This is a genomic window from Duganella sp. Root1480D1 (assembly GCF_001427305.1).
Taxonomy (GTDB): domain Bacteria; phylum Pseudomonadota; class Gammaproteobacteria; order Burkholderiales; family Burkholderiaceae_D; genus Rugamonas.
The window spans coordinates 94,968-113,851 of the sequence record NZ_LMFZ01000002.1; the positions used below are offsets into that span (position 1 = coordinate 94,968).

15 protein-coding genes are annotated in these 18,884 nt (G+C 64.5%); 8 read left to right on the forward strand and 7 right to left on the reverse strand.

The genetic code is table 11. From position 1 onward, the window contains the following. Nucleotides 1-9: 9 nt before the first annotated feature. Genes ASD58_RS03885 through ASD58_RS03895 form a run of 3 tightly spaced genes read left to right on the forward strand, consistent with a single transcriptional unit; the run spans nucleotide 10 to nucleotide 3,655 of the window. Complete coding sequence (locus ASD58_RS03885; RefSeq protein WP_057259793.1) at nucleotides 10-2,358, forward strand: VIT domain-containing protein; 2,349 nt, start codon at nucleotides 10-12, stop codon at nucleotides 2,356-2,358. Further along, nucleotides 2,355-3,140 carry an archaeosortase/exosortase family protein gene (locus ASD58_RS03890; protein WP_057259794.1) on the forward strand — a complete coding sequence of 262 codons (786 nt, stop codon included), beginning with the start codon at nucleotides 2,355-2,357 and terminating at the stop codon, nucleotides 3,138-3,140. Before ASD58_RS03885 ends, ASD58_RS03890 begins: the two co-directional genes overlap by 4 nt. Continuing rightward, nucleotides 3,137-3,655, forward strand: a complete 519-nt coding sequence (locus ASD58_RS03895) for a hypothetical protein (RefSeq protein ID WP_057259795.1) — start codon at nucleotides 3,137-3,139, stop codon at nucleotides 3,653-3,655. Before ASD58_RS03890 ends, ASD58_RS03895 begins: the two co-directional genes overlap by 4 nt. On the opposite strand, the gene ASD58_RS03900 is transcribed toward ASD58_RS03895, so the two are convergent. Genes ASD58_RS03900 through ASD58_RS03920 form a run of 5 tightly spaced genes read right to left on the reverse strand, consistent with a single transcriptional unit; the run spans nucleotide 3,652 to nucleotide 10,433 of the window. Then, nucleotides 3,652-5,070 carry an efflux transporter outer membrane subunit gene (locus tag ASD58_RS03900; protein ID WP_057259796.1) on the reverse strand — a complete coding sequence of 473 codons (1,419 nt, stop codon included), beginning with the start codon at nucleotides 5,068-5,070 and terminating at the stop codon, nucleotides 3,652-3,654. The genes ASD58_RS03895 and ASD58_RS03900 overlap by 4 nt on opposite strands. Next, on the reverse strand, nucleotides 5,067-6,218 hold the full coding sequence (locus ASD58_RS03905) for an HlyD family secretion protein (protein ID WP_057259797.1): 1,152 nt from the start codon (nucleotides 6,216-6,218) through the stop codon (nucleotides 5,067-5,069). Before ASD58_RS03905 ends, ASD58_RS03900 begins: the two co-directional genes overlap by 4 nt. Further along, nucleotides 6,215-7,840: an MFS transporter gene (locus ASD58_RS03910; RefSeq protein ID WP_057259798.1), complete on the reverse strand. Its 1,626-nt coding sequence runs from the start codon at nucleotides 7,838-7,840 to the stop codon at nucleotides 6,215-6,217. The genes ASD58_RS03905 and ASD58_RS03910 overlap by 4 nt, the downstream gene beginning before the upstream one ends. A 38-nt stretch (nucleotides 7,841-7,878) precedes the next feature. Continuing rightward, nucleotides 7,879-10,158 carry a catalase gene (locus tag ASD58_RS03915; RefSeq protein WP_229209888.1) on the reverse strand — a complete coding sequence of 760 codons (2,280 nt, stop codon included), beginning with the start codon at nucleotides 10,156-10,158 and terminating at the stop codon, nucleotides 7,879-7,881. 14 nt (nucleotides 10,159-10,172) lie between these two features. After that, nucleotides 10,173-10,433 carry a hypothetical protein gene (locus tag ASD58_RS03920; protein ID WP_057259799.1) on the reverse strand — a complete coding sequence of 87 codons (261 nt, stop codon included), beginning with the start codon at nucleotides 10,431-10,433 and terminating at the stop codon, nucleotides 10,173-10,175. 136 nt (nucleotides 10,434-10,569) lie between these two features. On the opposite strand from ASD58_RS03920, the gene ASD58_RS03925 reads away from it, so the two are divergent. Next, nucleotides 10,570-12,759, forward strand: a complete 2,190-nt coding sequence (locus ASD58_RS03925) for a hypothetical protein (protein ID WP_057259800.1) — start codon at nucleotides 10,570-10,572, stop codon at nucleotides 12,757-12,759. Nucleotides 12,760-12,996: 237 nt separating this feature from the next. Continuing rightward, nucleotides 12,997-14,121 carry a branched-chain amino acid ABC transporter substrate-binding protein gene (locus tag ASD58_RS03930; protein WP_057259801.1) on the forward strand — a complete coding sequence of 375 codons (1,125 nt, stop codon included), beginning with the start codon at nucleotides 12,997-12,999 and terminating at the stop codon, nucleotides 14,119-14,121. Here ASD58_RS03930 and ASD58_RS03935 read toward each other — a convergent pair. Continuing rightward, complete coding sequence (locus ASD58_RS03935) at nucleotides 14,084-14,989, reverse strand: LysR family transcriptional regulator (protein ID WP_057259802.1); 906 nt, start codon at nucleotides 14,987-14,989, stop codon at nucleotides 14,084-14,086. The genes ASD58_RS03930 and ASD58_RS03935 overlap by 38 nt on opposite strands. Nucleotides 14,990-15,093: 104 nt before the next feature. Here ASD58_RS03935 and pcaD point away from each other — a divergent pair, with 104 nt between their 5' ends. Both pcaD and ASD58_RS03945 read left to right on the forward strand, forming a co-directional pair. Then, nucleotides 15,094-15,873, forward strand: coding sequence for a 3-oxoadipate enol-lactonase (gene pcaD, locus ASD58_RS03940; RefSeq protein ID WP_057259803.1), 780 nt, complete (start codon nucleotides 15,094-15,096; stop codon nucleotides 15,871-15,873). A gap of 75 nt (nucleotides 15,874-15,948) precedes the next feature. Then, entirely contained in the window at nucleotides 15,949-16,848 is a 900-nt protein-coding gene (locus ASD58_RS03945) for a LysR family transcriptional regulator (protein WP_057259804.1), read from the forward strand. Here the strand turns inward: ASD58_RS03945 and ASD58_RS03950 are convergent. Beyond that, complete coding sequence (locus tag ASD58_RS03950; protein WP_057259805.1) at nucleotides 16,799-17,752, reverse strand: alpha/beta fold hydrolase; 954 nt, start codon at nucleotides 17,750-17,752, stop codon at nucleotides 16,799-16,801. The two genes, ASD58_RS03945 and ASD58_RS03950, sit on opposite strands and share 50 nt — an antisense overlap. A gap of 159 nt (nucleotides 17,753-17,911) precedes the next feature. Between ASD58_RS03950 and ASD58_RS03955 the strand changes: the two genes are divergently transcribed. Further along, a complete protein-coding gene (locus ASD58_RS03955) occupies nucleotides 17,912-18,844 on the forward strand; it encodes an alpha/beta fold hydrolase (RefSeq protein ID WP_082565206.1) in 933 nt (310 codons plus the stop codon). Nucleotides 18,845-18,884: the final 40 nt, after the last annotated feature.

Sequence of the window (18,884 nt, forward strand, 5' to 3'; positions counted from 1 at the left end):
GGAAGCACAATGCCAGAAAACTCCGCCTTGGAAGAACTGCCGACCCGACAGCGCAAGCCCCTCGGCACCACCATCTTTGTCGCACTGTTCGGCGTTGTGCTGCCGATCGCCGCGCTGCTGTTCGAATCGATTACCGGCATGTGCCGCCAGATCTTTTTCGATCCGCTGCCCACCCCGTTTCACTTTGCGCTGTATGCCACGATCCCTCTGGCAAACGTGCGGCTATTGCTGGCACTGATGCGCAGCGAAGGTTTGCCGCGCGGCTGGCGCCTGCTGCACGCTTTCTCCGCTGGCGTCGCAATATTTTATAGCCTGGTTTTCCTGCCGATATCCCCCATTGCAGCCATTGCCGTCGTCATCCTTGGCATTGGCCTGCTTGGCCTCTCACCGATGTTTGCCGTGGCATGCGCCGTGCTCGCCCGCAGGGCACTGAAAGCAGGAAGCGGCCAGGCACCAGGCAAGCTATGGCAGGGCGTGGCGCTGGCCTTTTTCGTTCTACTGGCCATTGACGCCCCGTCCACGCTGACAAGGCTCGGCATGCGGATGGCCGCATCTGAATCCGATGCAACGCGGCTGCGCGGCATCCAGCTCCTGCGCAAGGCAGGCGACGAAGGCTTGATGCTGCGCCTTTGCTACCAGCAGAGCGGGCAGGCGACGGACTTGCTTGGAACAGTTTTCGCTGGACGGACCGAAAGCGACCCGCAACGCGCACGGTCCATCTTCTACCAGGTGACCGGCACCGTATTCAATTCCCACCCTGCCCCGGTACACCACTCGATGCGCGAATGGGAAAGTACATTCGACGAAGATCAGGGCGGCGCCAGTGTCGGCCAGCGCGTCAGCGACGTTTCGCTTGTCGCCTCGCGCATGGATGGTTCGATCGATGCCAATGCCGCACTGGGCTACATGGAGTGGACGATGGAGTTCCACAACAAATCGCAAAGCCAGCAGGAAGGCCGGACCGAAGTCGTCCTGCCGCCGGGCGCCGTGGTATCGCGCGCAACACTGTGGGTCGACGGCGAGGAGCGCGAAGCTGCATTCGGCAGCCGTGCGCAGGTGCGCGAGGCTTACGCGAAAGTGGTCAGGACAAGCCGCGACCCGCTGCTGGTCACCACAGCGGGGAACGACCGGATACTGGTGCAGCTGTTCCCGATTCCGCCGTCGGGCAATATGAAAATCCGCCTGGGCATCACCGTTCCAGTGGCGCCTCCCGGCCAGCAAGCCATGCATCTCCAGTTACCGGCCTTTAGCGAACGCAATTTCGACCTGGCGCCTGGCTTGCGCCACGCCGTGTGGTTTGAATCGGAGGCCCTCTTGAAAGGTGGGCCCGGATTGAATGTACAGACGGGACCCCGCGGCCTCTATGCCGTCCGTGGTGAAGTGGAGGAACCATCGCCGGCGCAACCCATGCACAAGGTCTGGATGCCCGGCGCGAAACCTGCCGCGCTGGCCTGGAGCGCCGATGAAAAAAGCGACGATGGCAAGATCGTCGTGCAGCAAGTCAGCGAGGCCGCCGCCACTCCGCCACAGCGGGTTGCCGTGGTGATCGATGGTTCGTTGTCGATGCGCCAGCATAAGCGCCAGTTGCAGGAAGCGCTGGCGTCCTTCCCCCAAAATATCGAGATGGCTGTGGTATTTGCCGGCGATGAGAAACCGTCGCTGTTCTTGCATAACGGCGCCAATTCGCTCCTTACGCGCCAGTATCTTGAGCAACTGGACTTTGCGGGCGGGCGCGATAACAGCGACGCATTGAGTGCCGCATGGGACTGGGCCGGCATGTCGTCGCGAGGGGCGATTGTCTGGGTCCATGGCGCGCAACCGCTGGAGTCCCCATCGACGGGCGCCCTGTGGCAACGCTTCGAGCGCCGCGCAAACCAGGTTGTCCTGTATGACTTGCCGGTGGAGCGTGGCCCGAATGTGCTTGCCCGACAGCTCGGCGGCCTCAATTCAGTGCCAGGCTCCGGCAACCTTGACGATGAGTTGCGAAGGCTGTTTGCGCAGTGGCAGCCGGGAGCCTTGCAAACGCTTCTGGTACGCGAACGCCGCAACGGCGGCAGCATGTCCCATTCCAGCCGCACGTCACAGCACCTGGTACGCCTGTGGGCCGCACAGGAAGTCGCCGCATTAAGTGCAGAACCGGCCCGGAATGCAGCAGCCGTCAAACTGGCCACGCACTACCAGCTGGTCACTCCCGTGTCCGGCGCAGTTGTACTGGAAACCCGCGAACAGTATAAGGATGCGGGGCTGGAGCCTGTGCCGCCGGGCAGCGTACCGACCATTCCGGAACCGGAGACCTGGGCGATGATCCTGGTGGCGGTACTCTTGCTGGCATGGCATCGCCGCTTCCGCACCCAATGAAAGCGCCGCCATTCGCCCTGCTGCTGGCCGCCCTGTGCCTGGCGTGCTGGCCCGTCCTGCACTGGTTCGCCACGGGCACACTGGATGGTTCGAACGACAGCGCCGGGCTGCTGGCGGTGGCTGCCGCCGCTGCCGTCATCATCTTAGCGCCGCAGCGGGAAGCCATAGCCCGCCCGCTTCTGCTACCCGGCGCATGCCTTGGCTTATATCTCGCCGCCACCCTATGCCTGGTCCCCGTTCCGGCACGTTCGCTGATCCTGGCGCTGGCCATCACCGCCCTGGCCAGTGGGCTCCGGCTGGGTAAGCGCTTTGACGTGGCGTTGTTCGCCCTGTGCGTCCTGGCACTGCCGTTTGCCGCAACCTTGCAGTTTTACCTGGGATATCCGCTACGCGTCATCGCCGGCGACCTGTCGGCATTCCTGCTGCGCATGAACGGCATCGCTGTAGCGCGCGAAGGCGCCATGCTAGGCTGGCATGGACAACTCGTCGCCATCGACGCCCCATGCAGCGGTGTGAAAATGCTGTGGGCCGGCCTGCTGCTGGCAAGCGCATTGGCTGGTGCTGTCCGGCTGTCGTCGCTACGCACTGCCGCCGCGCTGACGCTGGCGATAGCCGCCATCGTAGCAGCCAATGCCATCCGCGCCACCGCACTTTTCTATATGGAGGCCGGCATCGTGCACCTGCCCCCGTCGGCGCATAGCGCCATCGGCATCGTCAGTTTTGTCGCCGCAGGCATCGGCATCCTGTTCATGACCAGGCTCCTGGAGAAACGTGCGCTATGAGATCGCTCGCCACCATTGCATTCGCCGCGCTATGCGCTTTATCTGCACTAGCTCCACTCACCGCAGGGAGCAACGCAAGTGCCAGGGAAGTTGCAGGCTTCCCGGGATGGCCTTCAAGCTTCGAGGGTCGAGAGCTCATCCCACTTTCGCTTACGCCGCTCGAAGCGCGCTTCCAGCAGAATTTTCCTGGCCGCGTGGGGCGGTTTAGCGACGGCAAGCGAGAAATCGTTATTCGCTGGGTTGACCAGGGCACGCGCAAGCTCCATGCCAGCAGCGACTGCTTCAAAGCAAACGGTTACACACTCGACGTACAGCCGGTCAAGATTATCGGGAATGAGCGCTGGTCCGGCTTCTCCGCATCGAAGGGAGCGCAAAAACTGGAGGTACGCGAACGCATTGCCGATGGCCACGGTGGTCAGTGGAGCGACGTATCGGCCTGGTATTGGGCTGCGCAATTGGGCCAGACCAGAGGTCCGTGGTGGGCCATCACTGTCGCGAAGAACGCAGGCAGTTAGTCGCCCCTCCACCCGCCGCCCAGCGCCCGGTACAGGTCCACGCTAGCGCCCAGCAGGCGGCTGCGCAATTGCAGGCGCGTCACGTCGGCGTTGAACAAGGTGCGCTGGGCATCCAGTTCTTCCAGGTAGGACGCATAGCCGTTGCGATAGCGGTTGCGTGCAATGCGCAAGGTCTCCGCCGCCGTGGCGCGGCGCGCGTCATTCTGGACCGACTGCTCCTGCAAGCGCTGCAACGCTGTCAGGCTGTTCTCCACTTCCACCAGCGCGGCACGCACCGTTTGCTCGTAGGCTACCAGCGTCTGGTCGCGCTGTGCGGCGGCGGCATCGGTCTGCGCTTGCACGCGGCCGCCATCCCATATCGGTGCTGCCAACCCTGCCCCGACCCGCCACAGGAAGGTCGGGTCATGCAGGAATTTGCTGAAGTCGGTCGATTGCACGCCACCGGTGGCGGTCAGGCGGAAGGTGGGCAGCAATTGTTCGCTGGTCGCCTGCACGCCGGCCTTGGCCGCCGCCACATTATGCGCGGCACGGGCAATGTCCGGGCGCCGCTGGAGCAGGGTTGACGGCAGGCCTACCGGCACCGCTGGCGGCGACAGTTCGTCCAGGGTTTTGCCGCGCGAGATCGGTCCGGGGCTGCTGCCGGCCAGAAGCGACAGCGCGTTTTCCTGGTCGCTGATTTGCCGCTGCAGTTGCGGGATCTGCTCGGCTGCCGCCTCATATTCGGCCTGCGCCTGCAGCCATTCCAGGCGCGAGGTGTAACCGGTTTCAAATTGCCGTTGCGCCAACCGGCGCGATTGCTCGCGCAAATCCAGCGTGGCACGCGCCAGCTCCAGGGCCGCGTCGAGGCCGCGCAATTGCAGGTAGCCGTTGGCCGCCAGTGCCGCCACCGACAGTTGCGCAGCGTCCGCATTGGCGCGTTCGGCAGCCAGCGATTGGGCTGCCGCCTCGCTGGCGTGCGACAGCCGCCCCCACAAGTCGACCTCATACGCCGCCTGGAATTCGCCGGCAAACAGGTTGGTGATGTATGGCACTCCGTTGTAGGCGAGCGTGCGGGTGCGCGCGGGCGTCAAGGTGGCGCCCAGCGTCGGCGCGCGGCTGGCATCTGCAGCGGCCAGCCGCGCACGAAATTCCGCCACGCGCAATTGCGCCAGCCGCACATCCGTATTGTGCGCCAACACGCGCGCCACCAATCCGGACAGCGCCGGATCGCCATAAGCTGTCCACCATTCCCGTTCCAGCTGAGCCTGTGTCACACCTTGGGGTCTGACCCCATGGTGTGACACGGGCTCAGCTGGAGTGGCTGCCTGGCTGCGCCATTGCCCGGGGATCGACAGTTGCGGCTCAATCGGTGCGGGGATGCGCGCGGCGCAACCGGCCAGCACCATCGCTATGCAGGCGGCGGCGCTGCGCTTCATGGCCGCGCTCCGGCTGCCTTCTCGTTCAGGACGGCGGAGGTGTCGATGCTGACGATTACCGACATCCCCGGCCGCAGGCGTTGCGCCAGCTTCTGGCCCTGGTCAATCCGGATCCGCACCGGGATCCGTTGCGAAATCTTGACGAAGTTGCCGGTCGCATTGTCGGCCGGCAGTACGGCGAACTCCGAGCCGGTGGCGGGAGATATGCGCTCAACCTGTCCGGTCAGCGTTGCGCCATCCAGCGCATCGACCTTGAAGGTGGCGCCCTGCCCCACCTGCACGCCATTCATCTGCGTCTCCTTGAGGTTGGCGATCACCCACATATCGCGCGGCACCAGCCCCATTAGCTGTGCGCCGGATGCCACATAGGCGCCCCGGCGTACATTCACCTGCCCCAGTTGCCCATCGGCTGGGGCGACGATGCGCGTGTTGTCCAGGTCCACGGTTGCCGCCTTCAGCGCTGCCTCCGCATTCGTCACCGCCGCCTCCAGCGCGCCGCGGTTGACGGTGACGGACTGCGCCTGCTGCCGCGCGATATCCACATTCGCCCTGGCCTGCGCCACCGCCGCCATCGCCTGGGCCCGCGCCGCACGCTGCGCATCCTGCTCACGCACCGAGAGTGAGCCATCGCCGACCAGTTGCTCCGCACGTCCGTAATCGGCCGAGGCGCGCGCCGCCTGCGCCTGGGCATTTGACAACACCGCCTCCTGCAGGGCAATGCCGGCCTTGGCGCTGGCACGCGACTGCTCCCAGTTCGCAAGCGCCGCCTTTTGCGCGGCCAATTGCGCTTGCGCCTGTTCGAAGCGCTGATGGTAAATGCGGGAATCCAGTTCCACCAGCAAATCGCCCTTGTGCACGAACTGGAAGTCCTGCACCTTGACGTCCGCTACATAAGCTGGCAACTGCGAGCCGATCACGGTCACCTGCCCGCGCACGGTGGCGTTTTCGGTCGATACGATCGGGCTGGTAAAGGGCGGCAGGCGCCACGCATACAGTACGATCAGCACACCGATCAAGGCGATCAGCGCAAAGCCGATGCCCGACAGCCATTGCGCCCGACGGTCCGGCGTCGGCGGGGCTGCGGGTGCGGCTGGAGCGGGCGGTGCGGCCGGCGCGGGAGTCTCGCTTGCTGGTGGTGGTGTGCTCATTGGGCCCCCGAGTTGGAAAGTGAAACCTGCGCCATGCCGGTCTGCGCATTCTGCGCCGGCGCCACCGGACGGCTGGCCGTGCAAACCTGCCACGCATAATGCAGCGCCATCCACGCCAGCGTGCCGCAAGCCACAAAGAAGATCATCAGGAAGACGTCGTTATACGCCAGGATATTGGCCTCCCGCGTTGCAGCCCCGCTCAGCGACGGCAGTCCAAACGCCTGCACGCGCGACGCCACCTGCGGGTCTTGCAGCGTCAGGTGTTCGACCAGTTGGCTCGAGTGGAATTTCTCGCGCACGACCTGAAAGGTCCCCACCAGCGCCGAACCAAGCAGGCTGCCCAGGTTCTGCGTCATCGAGAACATCAAGGAAAAGCTGATCAGGTTGCACGGCTGCGCGATCACCGCGCCAAAGCCCGACACGAAAATCGGGCCGAGGAAGAACGTCCCGCTGAACGCCAGCAGGAACTGGCTGAAGTACATCTGTTCCGGGCGCGTCAGGCTGGTGGCCTGGGAATCGATCCAGGCTCCCACCGCCATCAGCGCCAGCGCGAACATCAGCATCGGCTGCAGGCGCTGCGGCGTGATGATCAGGGCGCTGCTCAGGATCCCCAGCGTGGCGCCCGCCAGGGCCACCAGCCACAGGGTTTGCATCTGGTCGTTGTTCAAGCCGATCGCCTGCAGGAAGCCGACCGCACCGCCTGCCTCCGACTGCACCACGCGGATCAACAGCACCGATATCGCCAGGCGCGTCATGCTGGCCGTGGTCAGCCAGCGTGTGTTGAGCAAAGGCTTGCGCCGGTTATGTTCGATCGCCACCGCTGCCGTGAACAGCACGATGAAGGCGATCAGCGCCCAACCGATCCAGCGCGCCTCGAACCACCACACCGTGCGGCCCAGCGCCAGCACCGCGCACAAAAAAGCCACCCCGGGTGCAAACAGGGCAAAGGTCACAAAGTCCATTTTCTCGAAGGCCTTCACGCGGTCGCCCGGTGGAAGCTTGAGCAACAGCACGCAGCCGAAGGACAGCAGGGCCATGCCCAGTTCGAAGGAATACAGGCCGCGCCATTCGGCGATGGACAGCAGTTCAGAGGAAAAGATGCGCGCCAGCGGCAGCGTCAACTGCGCAAACCCGATGCCCAGCACGACGCCCTTCAAGCGGTGCTGTGCAGGAAAAGCCTGCAGGACGTAATACAGGCCCAGCACCGTCAGTGCGGCGCCACTGATGCCGTGCGCAGCCCGCACCGCAATGGCCGAGGCCAAGCCATGCACGAACAGGTGGGCCACCGTGACCACGGCATATAGCAGCAGGAATAATTCGGTGAACAGCCGCAGGCCGAACTGCTGGCGGAACTTCACCAGCAACAGGTTCATGGAGACATTGCCCATGACGTAAGCCGCAGGCAGCCATTGGATTTCCGCAGTCGTCACGCCCAGCGAACCCTGGGCATAAATGAGGTTGACCGTGACCAGGGCGTTGCCCAGGCCACCGGTCAGCGCCACGATCAGGCCCACCAGCAGGAAGGCCAGCCGCTTGGGTGCCGAGTGCAGCGGCGTGGAGGGAGAGCCCGGCAGCAGCGGGCGCTCGTGAGGCAGCCATTTTTGTGGGGCGTACTCATCCATTGGGCTAGTCTACACCGACCCAGGCTGGCTGCCCAAATTCATACCCCGGGCGGATCGGTCTCCCTATCGAACACGCGCGGGCCCGCCAGGGCTGCGATGAACGCCGCCAACGCTGGCTGCAGATCGGCCGGCGCTGTACCCACCAGGCCAGGATCGGGAACGCCGCCCGGCAAGGTGGCCGGCACGCCCGCCGCCGCCAGCAGCGTCGCTCCGGCGCCTACCACCATCAAGGGTTTGCAGTGGCGGTATTGCAGTGTCACGAATTCCACCGCCAGCGCGTTGGCGGCCAGCGCCTCGGCTGCCGCACTGCCATCCGGCACCACCACCGCGTCGAACAGCACCGCCGGGCCGGTCTCCAGCGACATATCGGCTTCCAGCCCGCCGACCATGCCGACATGGGGAGCCACCAGGCGGGTGACGGCCCCCTGCGCTTCCAGGCCAGCCTGCAGCGTATCGACCATCGCCTCGTCGCACCCGGCCGCAACCAGGATCGCCACCTTGCGCCCATGGATACCCACCTGCCCGGGCCGCGACATCAGCGACAGCCCCGGCGACGGCTGGTAGGTCGGCAGTTCGCGCGCGGTCGCCATTGGTTGCGGGTCCGGGACGCTGGTGCCGAGGCGCAGCGCCACCATATCGGCCAGCGCCGCATCGACGTTGACCAGCATCGACAAGGTGCGTTCACGTATTGCCGGTACCTGCACCTTGCTCAATTCGAAGCTGAACGCATGGGCAATATGCATTTGCTCGGCCGGTGTCTGGCTTTGCCAGAACAGGCGCGCCTGCGAATAGTGGTCGGCAAACAGTTCCGGCTTGCCGCGCATCTTATCTTCCTGCATCGGTTCAGGGAAGGACATGAAACCCATGCGGCCAGCCTGGAACGGGCAACCGCCGGCCAGCGAATTCGGCTCGTAGGCGACACGGCCACGATGGATTGCCTGCCGGTGCATGCCATCGCGCTGGTTGTTGTGCACCTGGGCCACCGGGGCGTTGATCGGGATCTCGTGGAAGTTCGGCCCGCCCAGGCGGCTGATCTGCGTATCCACATACGAATGGATGCGGCCCGCCAGCAATGGGTCGTTGCTGAAATCGATGCCGGGAACCACGTGGGCAGCGCAGAACGCCACCTGCTCCGTTTCGGCGAAGAAGTTGTCCGGGTTACGGTCCAGCACCATGCGGCCAACCACCTGCAGCGGCACCAGTTCTTCCGGCACGATCTTGGTCGGGTCCAGCACGTCGAAAGGGAATTCGGCCGCCTCTTCTTCCGTGAAGATTTGCAGCGCCAGCTCCCATTCCGGGTACTCGCCCATCTCGATCGATTCCCACAGGTCGCGGCGGTGGAAGTCGGGATCGGCGCCCGAGATGCGTACAGCCTCGTCCCACACCAGTGAATAGGTGCCTTGCTTGGGCAGCCAGTGGAATTTGACGAAGCGCGACTGTCCCGCCGCATTGACCAACCGGAAGGTATGCACGCCAAAGCCCTGCATGGTGCGGAAGCTGCGCGGGATGGCGCGGTCCGACATCACCCACATCAGCATGTGCATCGATTCAGGCATCAGGGACACGAAATCCCAGAACGTGTCGTGTGCGCTGGCCGCCTGCGGCATGGCGTTGTGCGGCTCGGGCTTTACCGCATGCACCAGGTCCGGGAATTTCATCGCGTCCTGGATGAAGAAGACCGGGATATTGTTGCCGACCAGGTCCCAGTTGCCTTCATCGGTATAAAACTTGACGGCAAAGCCGCGCACGTCACGTGCCGTGTCGGTGGAGCCGCGTTCGCCCGCCACGGTGGAAAAACGCACGAAGACCGGCGTGCGTTTGCCGGCGGCGGCAAACGGCGCGGCGCGCGTCAGTTCCGATAATTCACGGTAGCACTCGAAAAATCCGTGCGCTGCGGAGCCGCGTGCATGCACTACCCGTTCGGGAATGCGCTCGTGGTCGAAGTGCGTGATCTTTTCGCGCAGGATAAAGTCTTCCAGCAGCGCGGGGCCGCGCAAGCCGGCCTTCAGTGTGTTCTGGTTGTCGGAGACCGGCACGCCCTGGTTGGTGGTGAGGGGACGGCCGCCGGCATCGGTACGCACGCGGTCGAGCGGGCCGTTGTTGGGGTTTTCGCCCTGCGGTGCAACGCCGGCGCCGGCTTTGGGCGAGGTGTTGCTTTCGCTTGCGCTGCTGGCCGTGTCCAGCGGGTCCGCAGGGCTGGCATTGGCGCCTGTGGGCGGTATGCCCGCGCCATGCTCCGCAGCCTTGTTGACGTTGTAAGGAAATTGCGCGGCCAGTCCAGCGCCGCGTTTGGCAGGGTCAGGTTCGGTTGTGGGCACGGCGCGCTCCCGGCTTAGTGCTTGCGCGAACCGAGCAGCTTGGAGACCGCGTAGCCTGCGGCCAGGGCTACCAGCAGCGATTTGCCGGGGCTCTGGCGCACGTAGTTGCGGCCGGATTCCGCAAACCGTTTATACGCAGCGTTCAACTGGTCGCCTTTGGCGCCCACCTGGTCGGTGATGCTGGTGATATTGTCCGCCACTTTATCGATGGTGCTGTGCATGCCGGCACGCAGGTCTTTGGCTGGGTTTTCGCTGCGGGTGATGTTGTTGTCCATGATCGGGTTCCTCTTCGTTTGGGTTGCAGTGGAAGGGTCAAGATAAGGCTGCACGCCTGCATCCACCGTGCGCCAGCTAACGATGCGCGGCCGCGAATTCTGGCAACCTGAGGTTGTCCCTGTTGAAAGGTGCCGCGTGATTCCTATCGACCCTGTCACCAGCGCTACCACGGTCACCCCGGCAACATTGGGCGACCGCGTTGCGCCTGCCATTGCTACACCTTCTCCCAGCGAGACGGCGCCAACGGTGTCGTCGCTTGGCTTGTTCCTGTCCAACCTGGTGCTGGCGCAACGGCGCTTGCGCGAACTGGCGGCGAATGGCGGCGACGCAGCGGCATTTACGGCGGCGGCCCAGCAGCTGGTCGATAACGTCAATACCAATGCACCGCCTTCGCTGGCTGCCGTGCTGACATCGCAGCAGGCAGCACTTAGCCAGGCCGGGATTGACGTCGCCAGCGGTGGCACCCTTTCCGCCAATGAAGACACCCTGGCGGCGGCATTCAACGCGGCACCGCAGCGCGCCTTGTCCGCGCTTTCGCAGGCCATTGGTGCCGCAGGGAATGCTGCCGCTGCCTCACAGCCAAATAATGCTGCCGCGCAGGAGTTGGCGACTCCGTCTCCCAACCTGGCGGAGTTGACCACGCAGCAGCGCACCGCAGCCGATCAATTGGCGGAAACGCGGCAGCTTGCCGGCGAGACCCTGGCAGCCAATGCCCTTGAAGATACGCAACAGCAACGGCTTGCTGAGGCGCAAGCCGCCACTACGCGGCAGTTGGAAAGCACGCGCGAAGAGGACCTGGCCGCCCAGGCTCTGGCCGATCGCCTGGATGCGGCGCGCCGGGCTGCCCTGCAGGAAGCTGAGGCCAGCCAGCTTGGCCGTACACGCGCCGAACGCGCTGCCGCCGACCGCCTCGACACCGCACGCCGCCTGGTCGCCGAGCAGACAGAAACAACCGAGGCGGACGAACTGGTCGCCGCGCGGCTTGCCCTCGCGCGTCAGCAGGCAGCTGCCGCCAACGCCGATGCCGAAACCGCCGCCGCCAATGAGGCGCGCCTCGGCCTCGACCGCCGGCAGGCCACGGCCGCCGAAGCGCAAGCCCAGGCCACTACTGCGAGCGACACGCGCCTGGCCCAGGCGCGCCAACAAACGGTGGCTGCCGACGCCCAGGCCCGGGCCACCGCCGCGAACGCGGCGCGCACCTTCCAGGACCGCCAGCAGGACCTGGCGTCCGGCGCGCAAGCCGATGCCTCTGCGGCTGCCAGCGCACGCCTGGCCCAGTCACGCCAACAGGCTGCCGACGCGACATCCGCCGCATTGGAGGCCCAAGCTACCGAAGCCGCGACAACCGCCGCACGTGCGCGGCAGGTGCAACTCAACGCAAGCGCTGCAGAGGCCCGGCGTACAGCCGACGACGCCGAGCGCGCCCGCGCTGCTGCCACCTCCCAAGCCTTGTCCTTACAAGACCGCCTGACCGCCCAGCGCCTGGAGGACGCGCGCGAAGCCACCCGTGACATCGCCGCCGAACAAACGGAGGAGCGCCTTGAAGCACGCCGGCAAGCCCTACGCGATGCCCAGGCGGCAGCGCAAGCTGCGGCGGCGCTAAGCAGTAATGCTGCCATTGCCCCACCCGGCGCACCGCCCAATCCGGCGACGGCCGCAGCGCCAGGCGCACCGCCGGGCGCCGTGCCGCCGGGAAACACAGCCATCCGCCCGCCGGAAGCCGCAATCAGCGCAGCCGGTCCCCAAGTCAGCGGAGCAACGGCAACCGGGATCGCGGCCGGCAATGGCCCGGGAGCGGCCGCCGGCACCGGCATCGGACAGCCACCAGTTGCCACCGCAGCGGCGACCGCTGCCGCCGCCCAGGAAGCAAATGCCGCCACGGCCCAGGCAGCCGAAGCGGCGCGCCGTGCCGCTGCCCAGTCCCCCCTGCAATCCCAGCGTCAGTTGGCTACCGACCCGGCCATTGCTGCCGCGGTGGCCGCCTACCGTACCGGTGATATCGCGGCAGCTTCCGGGCGGCCGCCTGCTGCCCCATCGCCCATGGAGCCCGTGACGGCGCCGGTGGCGGTGCCGGCCACGGCGCCAGTCGCACCGGTACAGTCGCGCCCCGTCCAGCGCACGGCCGAAGCAGCAACCGGCCGCGGCGCCGGGGCTGGCGCTCAGCCGGGCGGCGGCCCTGCCGGTGGGCCTGCCGGCGGCGGCGCCGGTGGCGCCACACCCGGCGAGCCTTCGCTGGCCCGCGGCAACGCAACGCCCGCTCCGCCCGCACCGGCTGCAACGCCGCAGGCGCCCGCGCCTGGCAGTCGAATCGACAGCAATGCGTAACAAATTGTTTCGCGTTGGCGAGAATAGCTGCTTCCGCACCGGCCTCCCCAGTGTCTTTTGCGGAAGCAGGTAGTGACTGTGCTGCTTTACCGGCCAAGCTGGCTGAAAGCGGCAGAAAGCTAGCTCAAGCCGCATGCCTTCATGCCGCTCGCATTGTGCGGCATGATGCGCTGCGGCTTGCCGCGCCGCCCGGATTGTGGATAATCACGCCATCGACAAACAAAGGGAGACCCTTCGATGAAGCTGAAGCATTCGGTAAGCGCAGCGGCGCTGCTGGCAATGGCCGCTGGCGCCTGCGCGCAGGACATGGTGGTAAAGATCGGCCATAGCGGCCCACTGTCCGGCGCACAAGCGTTTTCCGGCAAGGACAATGAAAATGGCGCCCGCCTGGCCGTCGAGGAACTGAATGCCAAGCCAATTACCGTCGGCGGCAAGAAGATCAAATTCGAACTGATCTCGGAAGACGACCAGGGCGATCCGAAAGCCGGCGTCTCCGCCGCGCAGAAGCTGGCCGATGCAGGCGTCAAATACGTGGTCGGCCCTTACAACTCCGGCGTGGCCATTCCAGCCTCCCGCATCTACAACGAAGCCGGCGCCCTGATCGCGCCCGTTGCGACCAATCCGAAATTAACGCAACAAGGTTACAAGAATATCTTTCGCATTAATGCCAGCGACACCCAGCTCGGCTCCAAGATGGCGCTCTACGCTGCCAATGAGCTGAAGGTGAAGAATGTCGCCGTGATCGACGACCGCACGGCCTTCGGCCAGGGCTTGGCGGAAGAGTTCAAGAAGCAGGCACGCGCTTCCGGCCTGCAGGTGGCCGGCCACGAATACACCACCGACAAGGCGGTCGACTTCACCTCCATCCTGACCAAATTGAAATCGAAGAACGTGCAAGCGGTGTTCTTCGGCGGCTACGCGCCGCAAGGAGCACCGATGGCGCGCCAGATGAAGCAACTGGGCGTCCAGGCCAAGCTGCTGGGTGGCGACACCATCTGCACCGCAGAGATGGGCAAGCTGGGCGGCGACGCCGTCGGCGACAACGTGCTGTGCGCGCAAGGCGGTGCGCTGCTGGAGAAAGCGGCTTCCGGCCCGGCTTTCAAAGCCAAGTTCAAGAAGCGCTTCAATGCCGAACCAGACGTCTACGCGTCGGCCTACTACGATGCGGTGCTGATGTACGCGGCCTCGATGCAAAAGCTGAATTCGATCGATCCGGCCAAGGTTGGTGCCGATATTTCGGCCGGCAGCTACAAAGGCGTATCGGGCACCTATGCATTTGATGCCAAGGGCGACATGAAGTCCTCGCCTGTGACCATCTTCAACTTCAAGAACGGCCAGCCGGCTGCGATTTCGAGCTACTAAGGAATTCCCATAATTCCTGAGCGACCGGCCCGTGCGGCCGGTCGCTTCGGCGAGCAGCCACCAATTGCTCGACGCTGCCGGGCAGGTACCTGCCGGCAATCGACAGCAAACTCCCCTCCTCCAGTTCCCGCTCCACCAGGAAGCGCGGCAAATGGCCCCAGGCCAGCCCTTGCAGGATGATCTCCTTCTTCATCTGCTGGTCCGGCACCGAGCATTGGTTCGCGCCTTCGACCATGAAGTAATCCCGGCCCTGCATGTGGCGCGCGGTGTCGCGGATCACGCATTGGGTGTATTCCCGCAATTGCGCAGGCTTGATCGCGCGGCTCACCGGAAAGCGCAGGAAACCGGGTGCCACCACCGGCACGAAGGGGATCTTCGAAAGGGGCATCCACTCGATGCGTGGGTCGCTTTGGTCGACGCCATGCACGATCAGGTCCGCATCGCCGTCGTACAGCCTTTCCGTTGGCCCGGTGACCGCCTCCACCTGCACGTGCAAGCGTGTTGCCGGCCGGCTGCGGAAGAACGCGGCCAGGGTCGCCAGCACTTCGCGCTGCGGGCACATGTCGCCGATCACCACCCGCAGTTCGTCTTCCTCGCCCATCGCCAGTTGCTGGGCATGGACCTGGAGCGCAGCCAACTCGGCCAGCGTGGCTTGCGCTTTGCGGTGGAAGGAATGCCCGGCTGGCGTCAGCATCACGCGGTAGCCGCTGCGGTCCAGTAGTTGCAGCCCGGTTTGCTGCTCGAGCCGGGTAACGGCCGCGTGCACCGCCGGGTGGGAGCGATGCAGCAGTTCCGCAGCAGGCTGGAAACCGCCGCTGCGGGCTACCGCGTCGAAGCATTGCAGGTCGTGCAGGGTAAATGCGCTCATTGTCCATTTTCCTTACAGAGATATGCCGATCTTTATAATATATTTTCCCGGCGCGCGCACCTAAGATCTGGTCCATCAAACACCTTTTTGAAAGGACCGATATCATGTACATCACCACCGGCGACAATGTCCGCATCGCATACCGCTTCGACGGCGCAGAGCATCTGCCCATCCTGATCCTGTCCAACTCCATCGGCACCAGCTACCACATGTGGGATGGCGAAGTGGACGCTCTGTCGCAGCACTTCCGCGTACTGCGTTACGACGCACGTGGCCATGGCGAATCCGGCGTACCCGCCGGCGCCTATTCGCTCGACCGCCTGGGCCGCGACGTGTTGGAGCTGATGGATGCCCTGGGCATCGGGCGTGCACACTTCCTCGGCCTGTCGCTGGGAGGCTTTATCGGGCAGTGGCTGGGCATCCATGCACCCGACCGGATCGACCGACTGGTTCTCTCCAACACCGCCGCGCAGCTCGGTCCGGCCAGCGTGTTCGATGAGCGCATTGCAACGGTGCGTGCTGCGCAAGACATGCGTGAAACTGCCGAAGGCTTCCTGGCCAACTGGTTCCCCAAGCACATGCTCGATGCAGGCGGGCCGGTCGTCGATAAATTCCGCGCCATGCTGCTGGCCACCGACCGCGAAGGATTGGCAGGATTGTTCGCCGCCGTGCGCGACGCCGACCTGCGCCGCACGATCCGCCTGATCGAAGCGCCCACCCTGGTCATCGCCGGCCGCGACGACACCGTTACCTCCGCCCAGCATGGCGCCGATATCGCCGCCGCCATTTCCGGCGCCCGCCTGCTCACACTGCCGACCGTCCACCTCTCGAACATCGAGCGCCGGCAAGAGTACCTCGACGCAGTCCTGCACTTCCTGCGCTGACCTGCGCGGCCCCGGTCGCCACCGTAGCAGCCCGCTGGACCGCAACAAGTGTACGATCCTGCAAGGAGGAATCAAATGGATCAAATGCACTTGATGACGGTCTTCGTCGCCGTGGGAGAACAGGAGAGCTTTGCGGGCGCCTCCCGCAGCCTGGACATGTCGCCGGCGGCAATCACGCGTGCCATCGGCGCGCTGGAAGAAAAACTGGGCGCGCAACTGCTGCAAAGGACCACCCGCAACGTCCGCTTGACTGAAGCGGGCCAGCGCTACCTCGATGACTGCCGCAACATCCTGGCCAGCATCGAGGAAGCCAACGACGCTGCGGCAGGCGTCAACTCGGCGCCAAAAGGCAATTTGTCCGTCACCGCCTCCGTCCTGTTCGGGAAGCACTTCGTTACTCCCTGCATTGTGCAGTTCCTGCAGCAGTTCCCCGATGTCGACGTCTCCGCTTATTTCCTCGACCGCGTGGTCAACCTGATCGAGGAAGGAATGGATGTCGCCGTTCGCCTCGGCCCCCTGCCCGATTCCAGCATGAAGGCGCTGCGCGTTGGCCAGATGCGGCGAGTGCTGTGCGCCTCACCCGCTTACCTGGCAAGGAACGGCGTGCCGCAGCACCCCGATGAACTGCAACAACATACGATCATCGCCGCCAGCAACATCACCCCGCGCGTCGAGTGGAAGTTTGGGCAAGGAGCCAATACCCTTACTGTCCGCATGAAGCCGCGCTTCACCGTCACCAGCAACGACGCTGCCATCCGCGCCGCAGTGGACGGCCTGGGGATTTGCCGGCTGTTGTCCTACCAGATGGCTGACGAACTGGCGGCCGGGAAGTTGCAGGTCATCCTTCCGGAATTCGAGGAGGAACCATGGCCAGTGCACATCCTGCACCGCGAAAGCAAATACGGCTCCTCCAAGGTCCGCAAGTTCATCGACTTGCTGGCGCAGCACCTGCGAACGCACCCGCTGCTGAACTAAGCTTGCCGAGGAAGGTGCCGGTAATGGCGGCAACTTCATCCAGCCTGGTATCCATCACGAAGTGCCCGCCATCCAGGATATGCACTTCGGCCGACGGGTTATCGCGTTTGAAGGCCTGTGCACCCGGCACAGTGAACGCCAGGTCGTGCTTTCCCCATACGACCAGCGTTGGCAACTGGCGCTGCTTCAGCCAGGCCTGCCATTCGGTATAAGCCGCAAGGTTGTGCTGATAGTCATAGATCAGGTCGGCCTGGATGCGCGCCTGGCCTGGACGATTGAGGTAGGCATATTCATCCATCCACAAATCGGGATCGTAGGCTTCGAATGCGGGGTCGCTGCCGATATGCCGCGCACGTGTCGCCGCTACTGACTGATGCACGGCGACGACCTCCTTCTCATGCGCGGAGCGGTCCTCCCAGAACGGCTTGCGCTTGGCCCACATCGCCCCCAATCCCTCTTCGTATACGTTCCCGTTCTGGAACACCAGCGCCTGCACCGCCTGCGGCCGCGCCAGCGCCATGCGCATGCCGACTGGCGCGCCGTAATCCTGCATCAGCAACACGTAGCGGTGCGCGCCAACGGCGTCAGTGAACTTGTGCATCACCTTCGCCAGGTTGTCGAAGGTGTAGGCGAACTTCACGGGGTCGGGCGCATCGCTGTTGCCGAAGCCCGGATAGTCTGGCGCCACCAGATGGTAGCGGTCGCCCAGCTTGCGCAGCAGGCCGTCGTACATGCGTGAGGAGCTGGGCACCCCGTGCAGCAGCAACACGGTCGGCTTGCTGGCATCGCCGGCTTCGCGGTAGGCGATATTGATGCCGTCCACGTCGACGGTGCGATAGGCAACAGGAGCAGCGTGTGTGGCCCCGGCAAATGCGAAGGTGACGGCAGCGGCAAGAGATTTCATATTGTTCTCCAGTGGTTAGTCGATGGCCCTACTTTATCGGCATGCTGGGCCGGGCAGAACGTCGCGCAGCGAAATGGATTGTTTCGCTGCGCGTAGTTCCAGCGCCGACGCCCGCTTCCTACAATCGGTCCATTCCAACCAATCTTGAAGGAAGCAAACATGAAAACCGCCCGCATCGCTGCATCCCTGCTCCTCGCTGTCGCAAGCGCCGCTGCCACCGCTGCGCCGACCGGCGTCAGCTACCGTACCGTCAAAGTGGATGGCGTCAACATCTTCTATCGCGAAGCCGGCCCGAAAGACGCGCCGGTCATACTCCTGCTGCACGGCTTTCCCACCTCGTCACAGATGTTCCGCAACCTGATCCCGCAATTAGCCGACCGCTATCACGTGATCGCCCCGGATTATCCCGGCTTCGGCCAAAGCGATGCACCGGCAGTAGATAAATTTACCTACAGCTTCGACAACCTGGCGAACGTGGTCGACAAGTTCACCACCGCGGTGGGCGCGTCGAAGTACGCCTTGTACGTACAGGATTACGGCGCTCCGATCGGCTTCCGCCTTGCTGCCGCACACCCGGAGCGCGTGTCCGCTATCGTGGTCCAGAACGGCAACGCCTACAACGAAGGCATCGATAATGAATTCTGGGCACCCTTCAAGGTTTACTGGGCTGACAGGACCGAGGCGAATGCATCCAAGCTGAAACCCTTCTTCGAAATCGGCGCGACCAAATGGCAGTACACGCATGGCGCGCGCGACGCCAGCAGGATCAGCCCCGATGCATGGACGGTAGACCAGGCTTACATGGACCGCCCCGGCAATAAGGACATCCAGCTCGAACTGTTCTACAGCTACGGCAGCAATCCGGCCCGCTATCCGGAATGGCAAGCCTATTTCCGCAAGCACCAGCCGCCAATGCTGATCACCTGGGGCAAGAACGACAAGATCTTCCCCGCCGCCGGCGCCACGCCCTACCTGCGCGACCTGCCGAAAGCCGAGCTGCACCTGCTCGACACCGGCCATTTCGCGCTGGAAGAAGACGGCGAACAAATCGGCAAGCTGATGCGCACGTTCCTCGCGCATAACGTGAAGTAACCCAGCGCCGCTCGCATGGGAATGCAGCGGCCACAGCAAA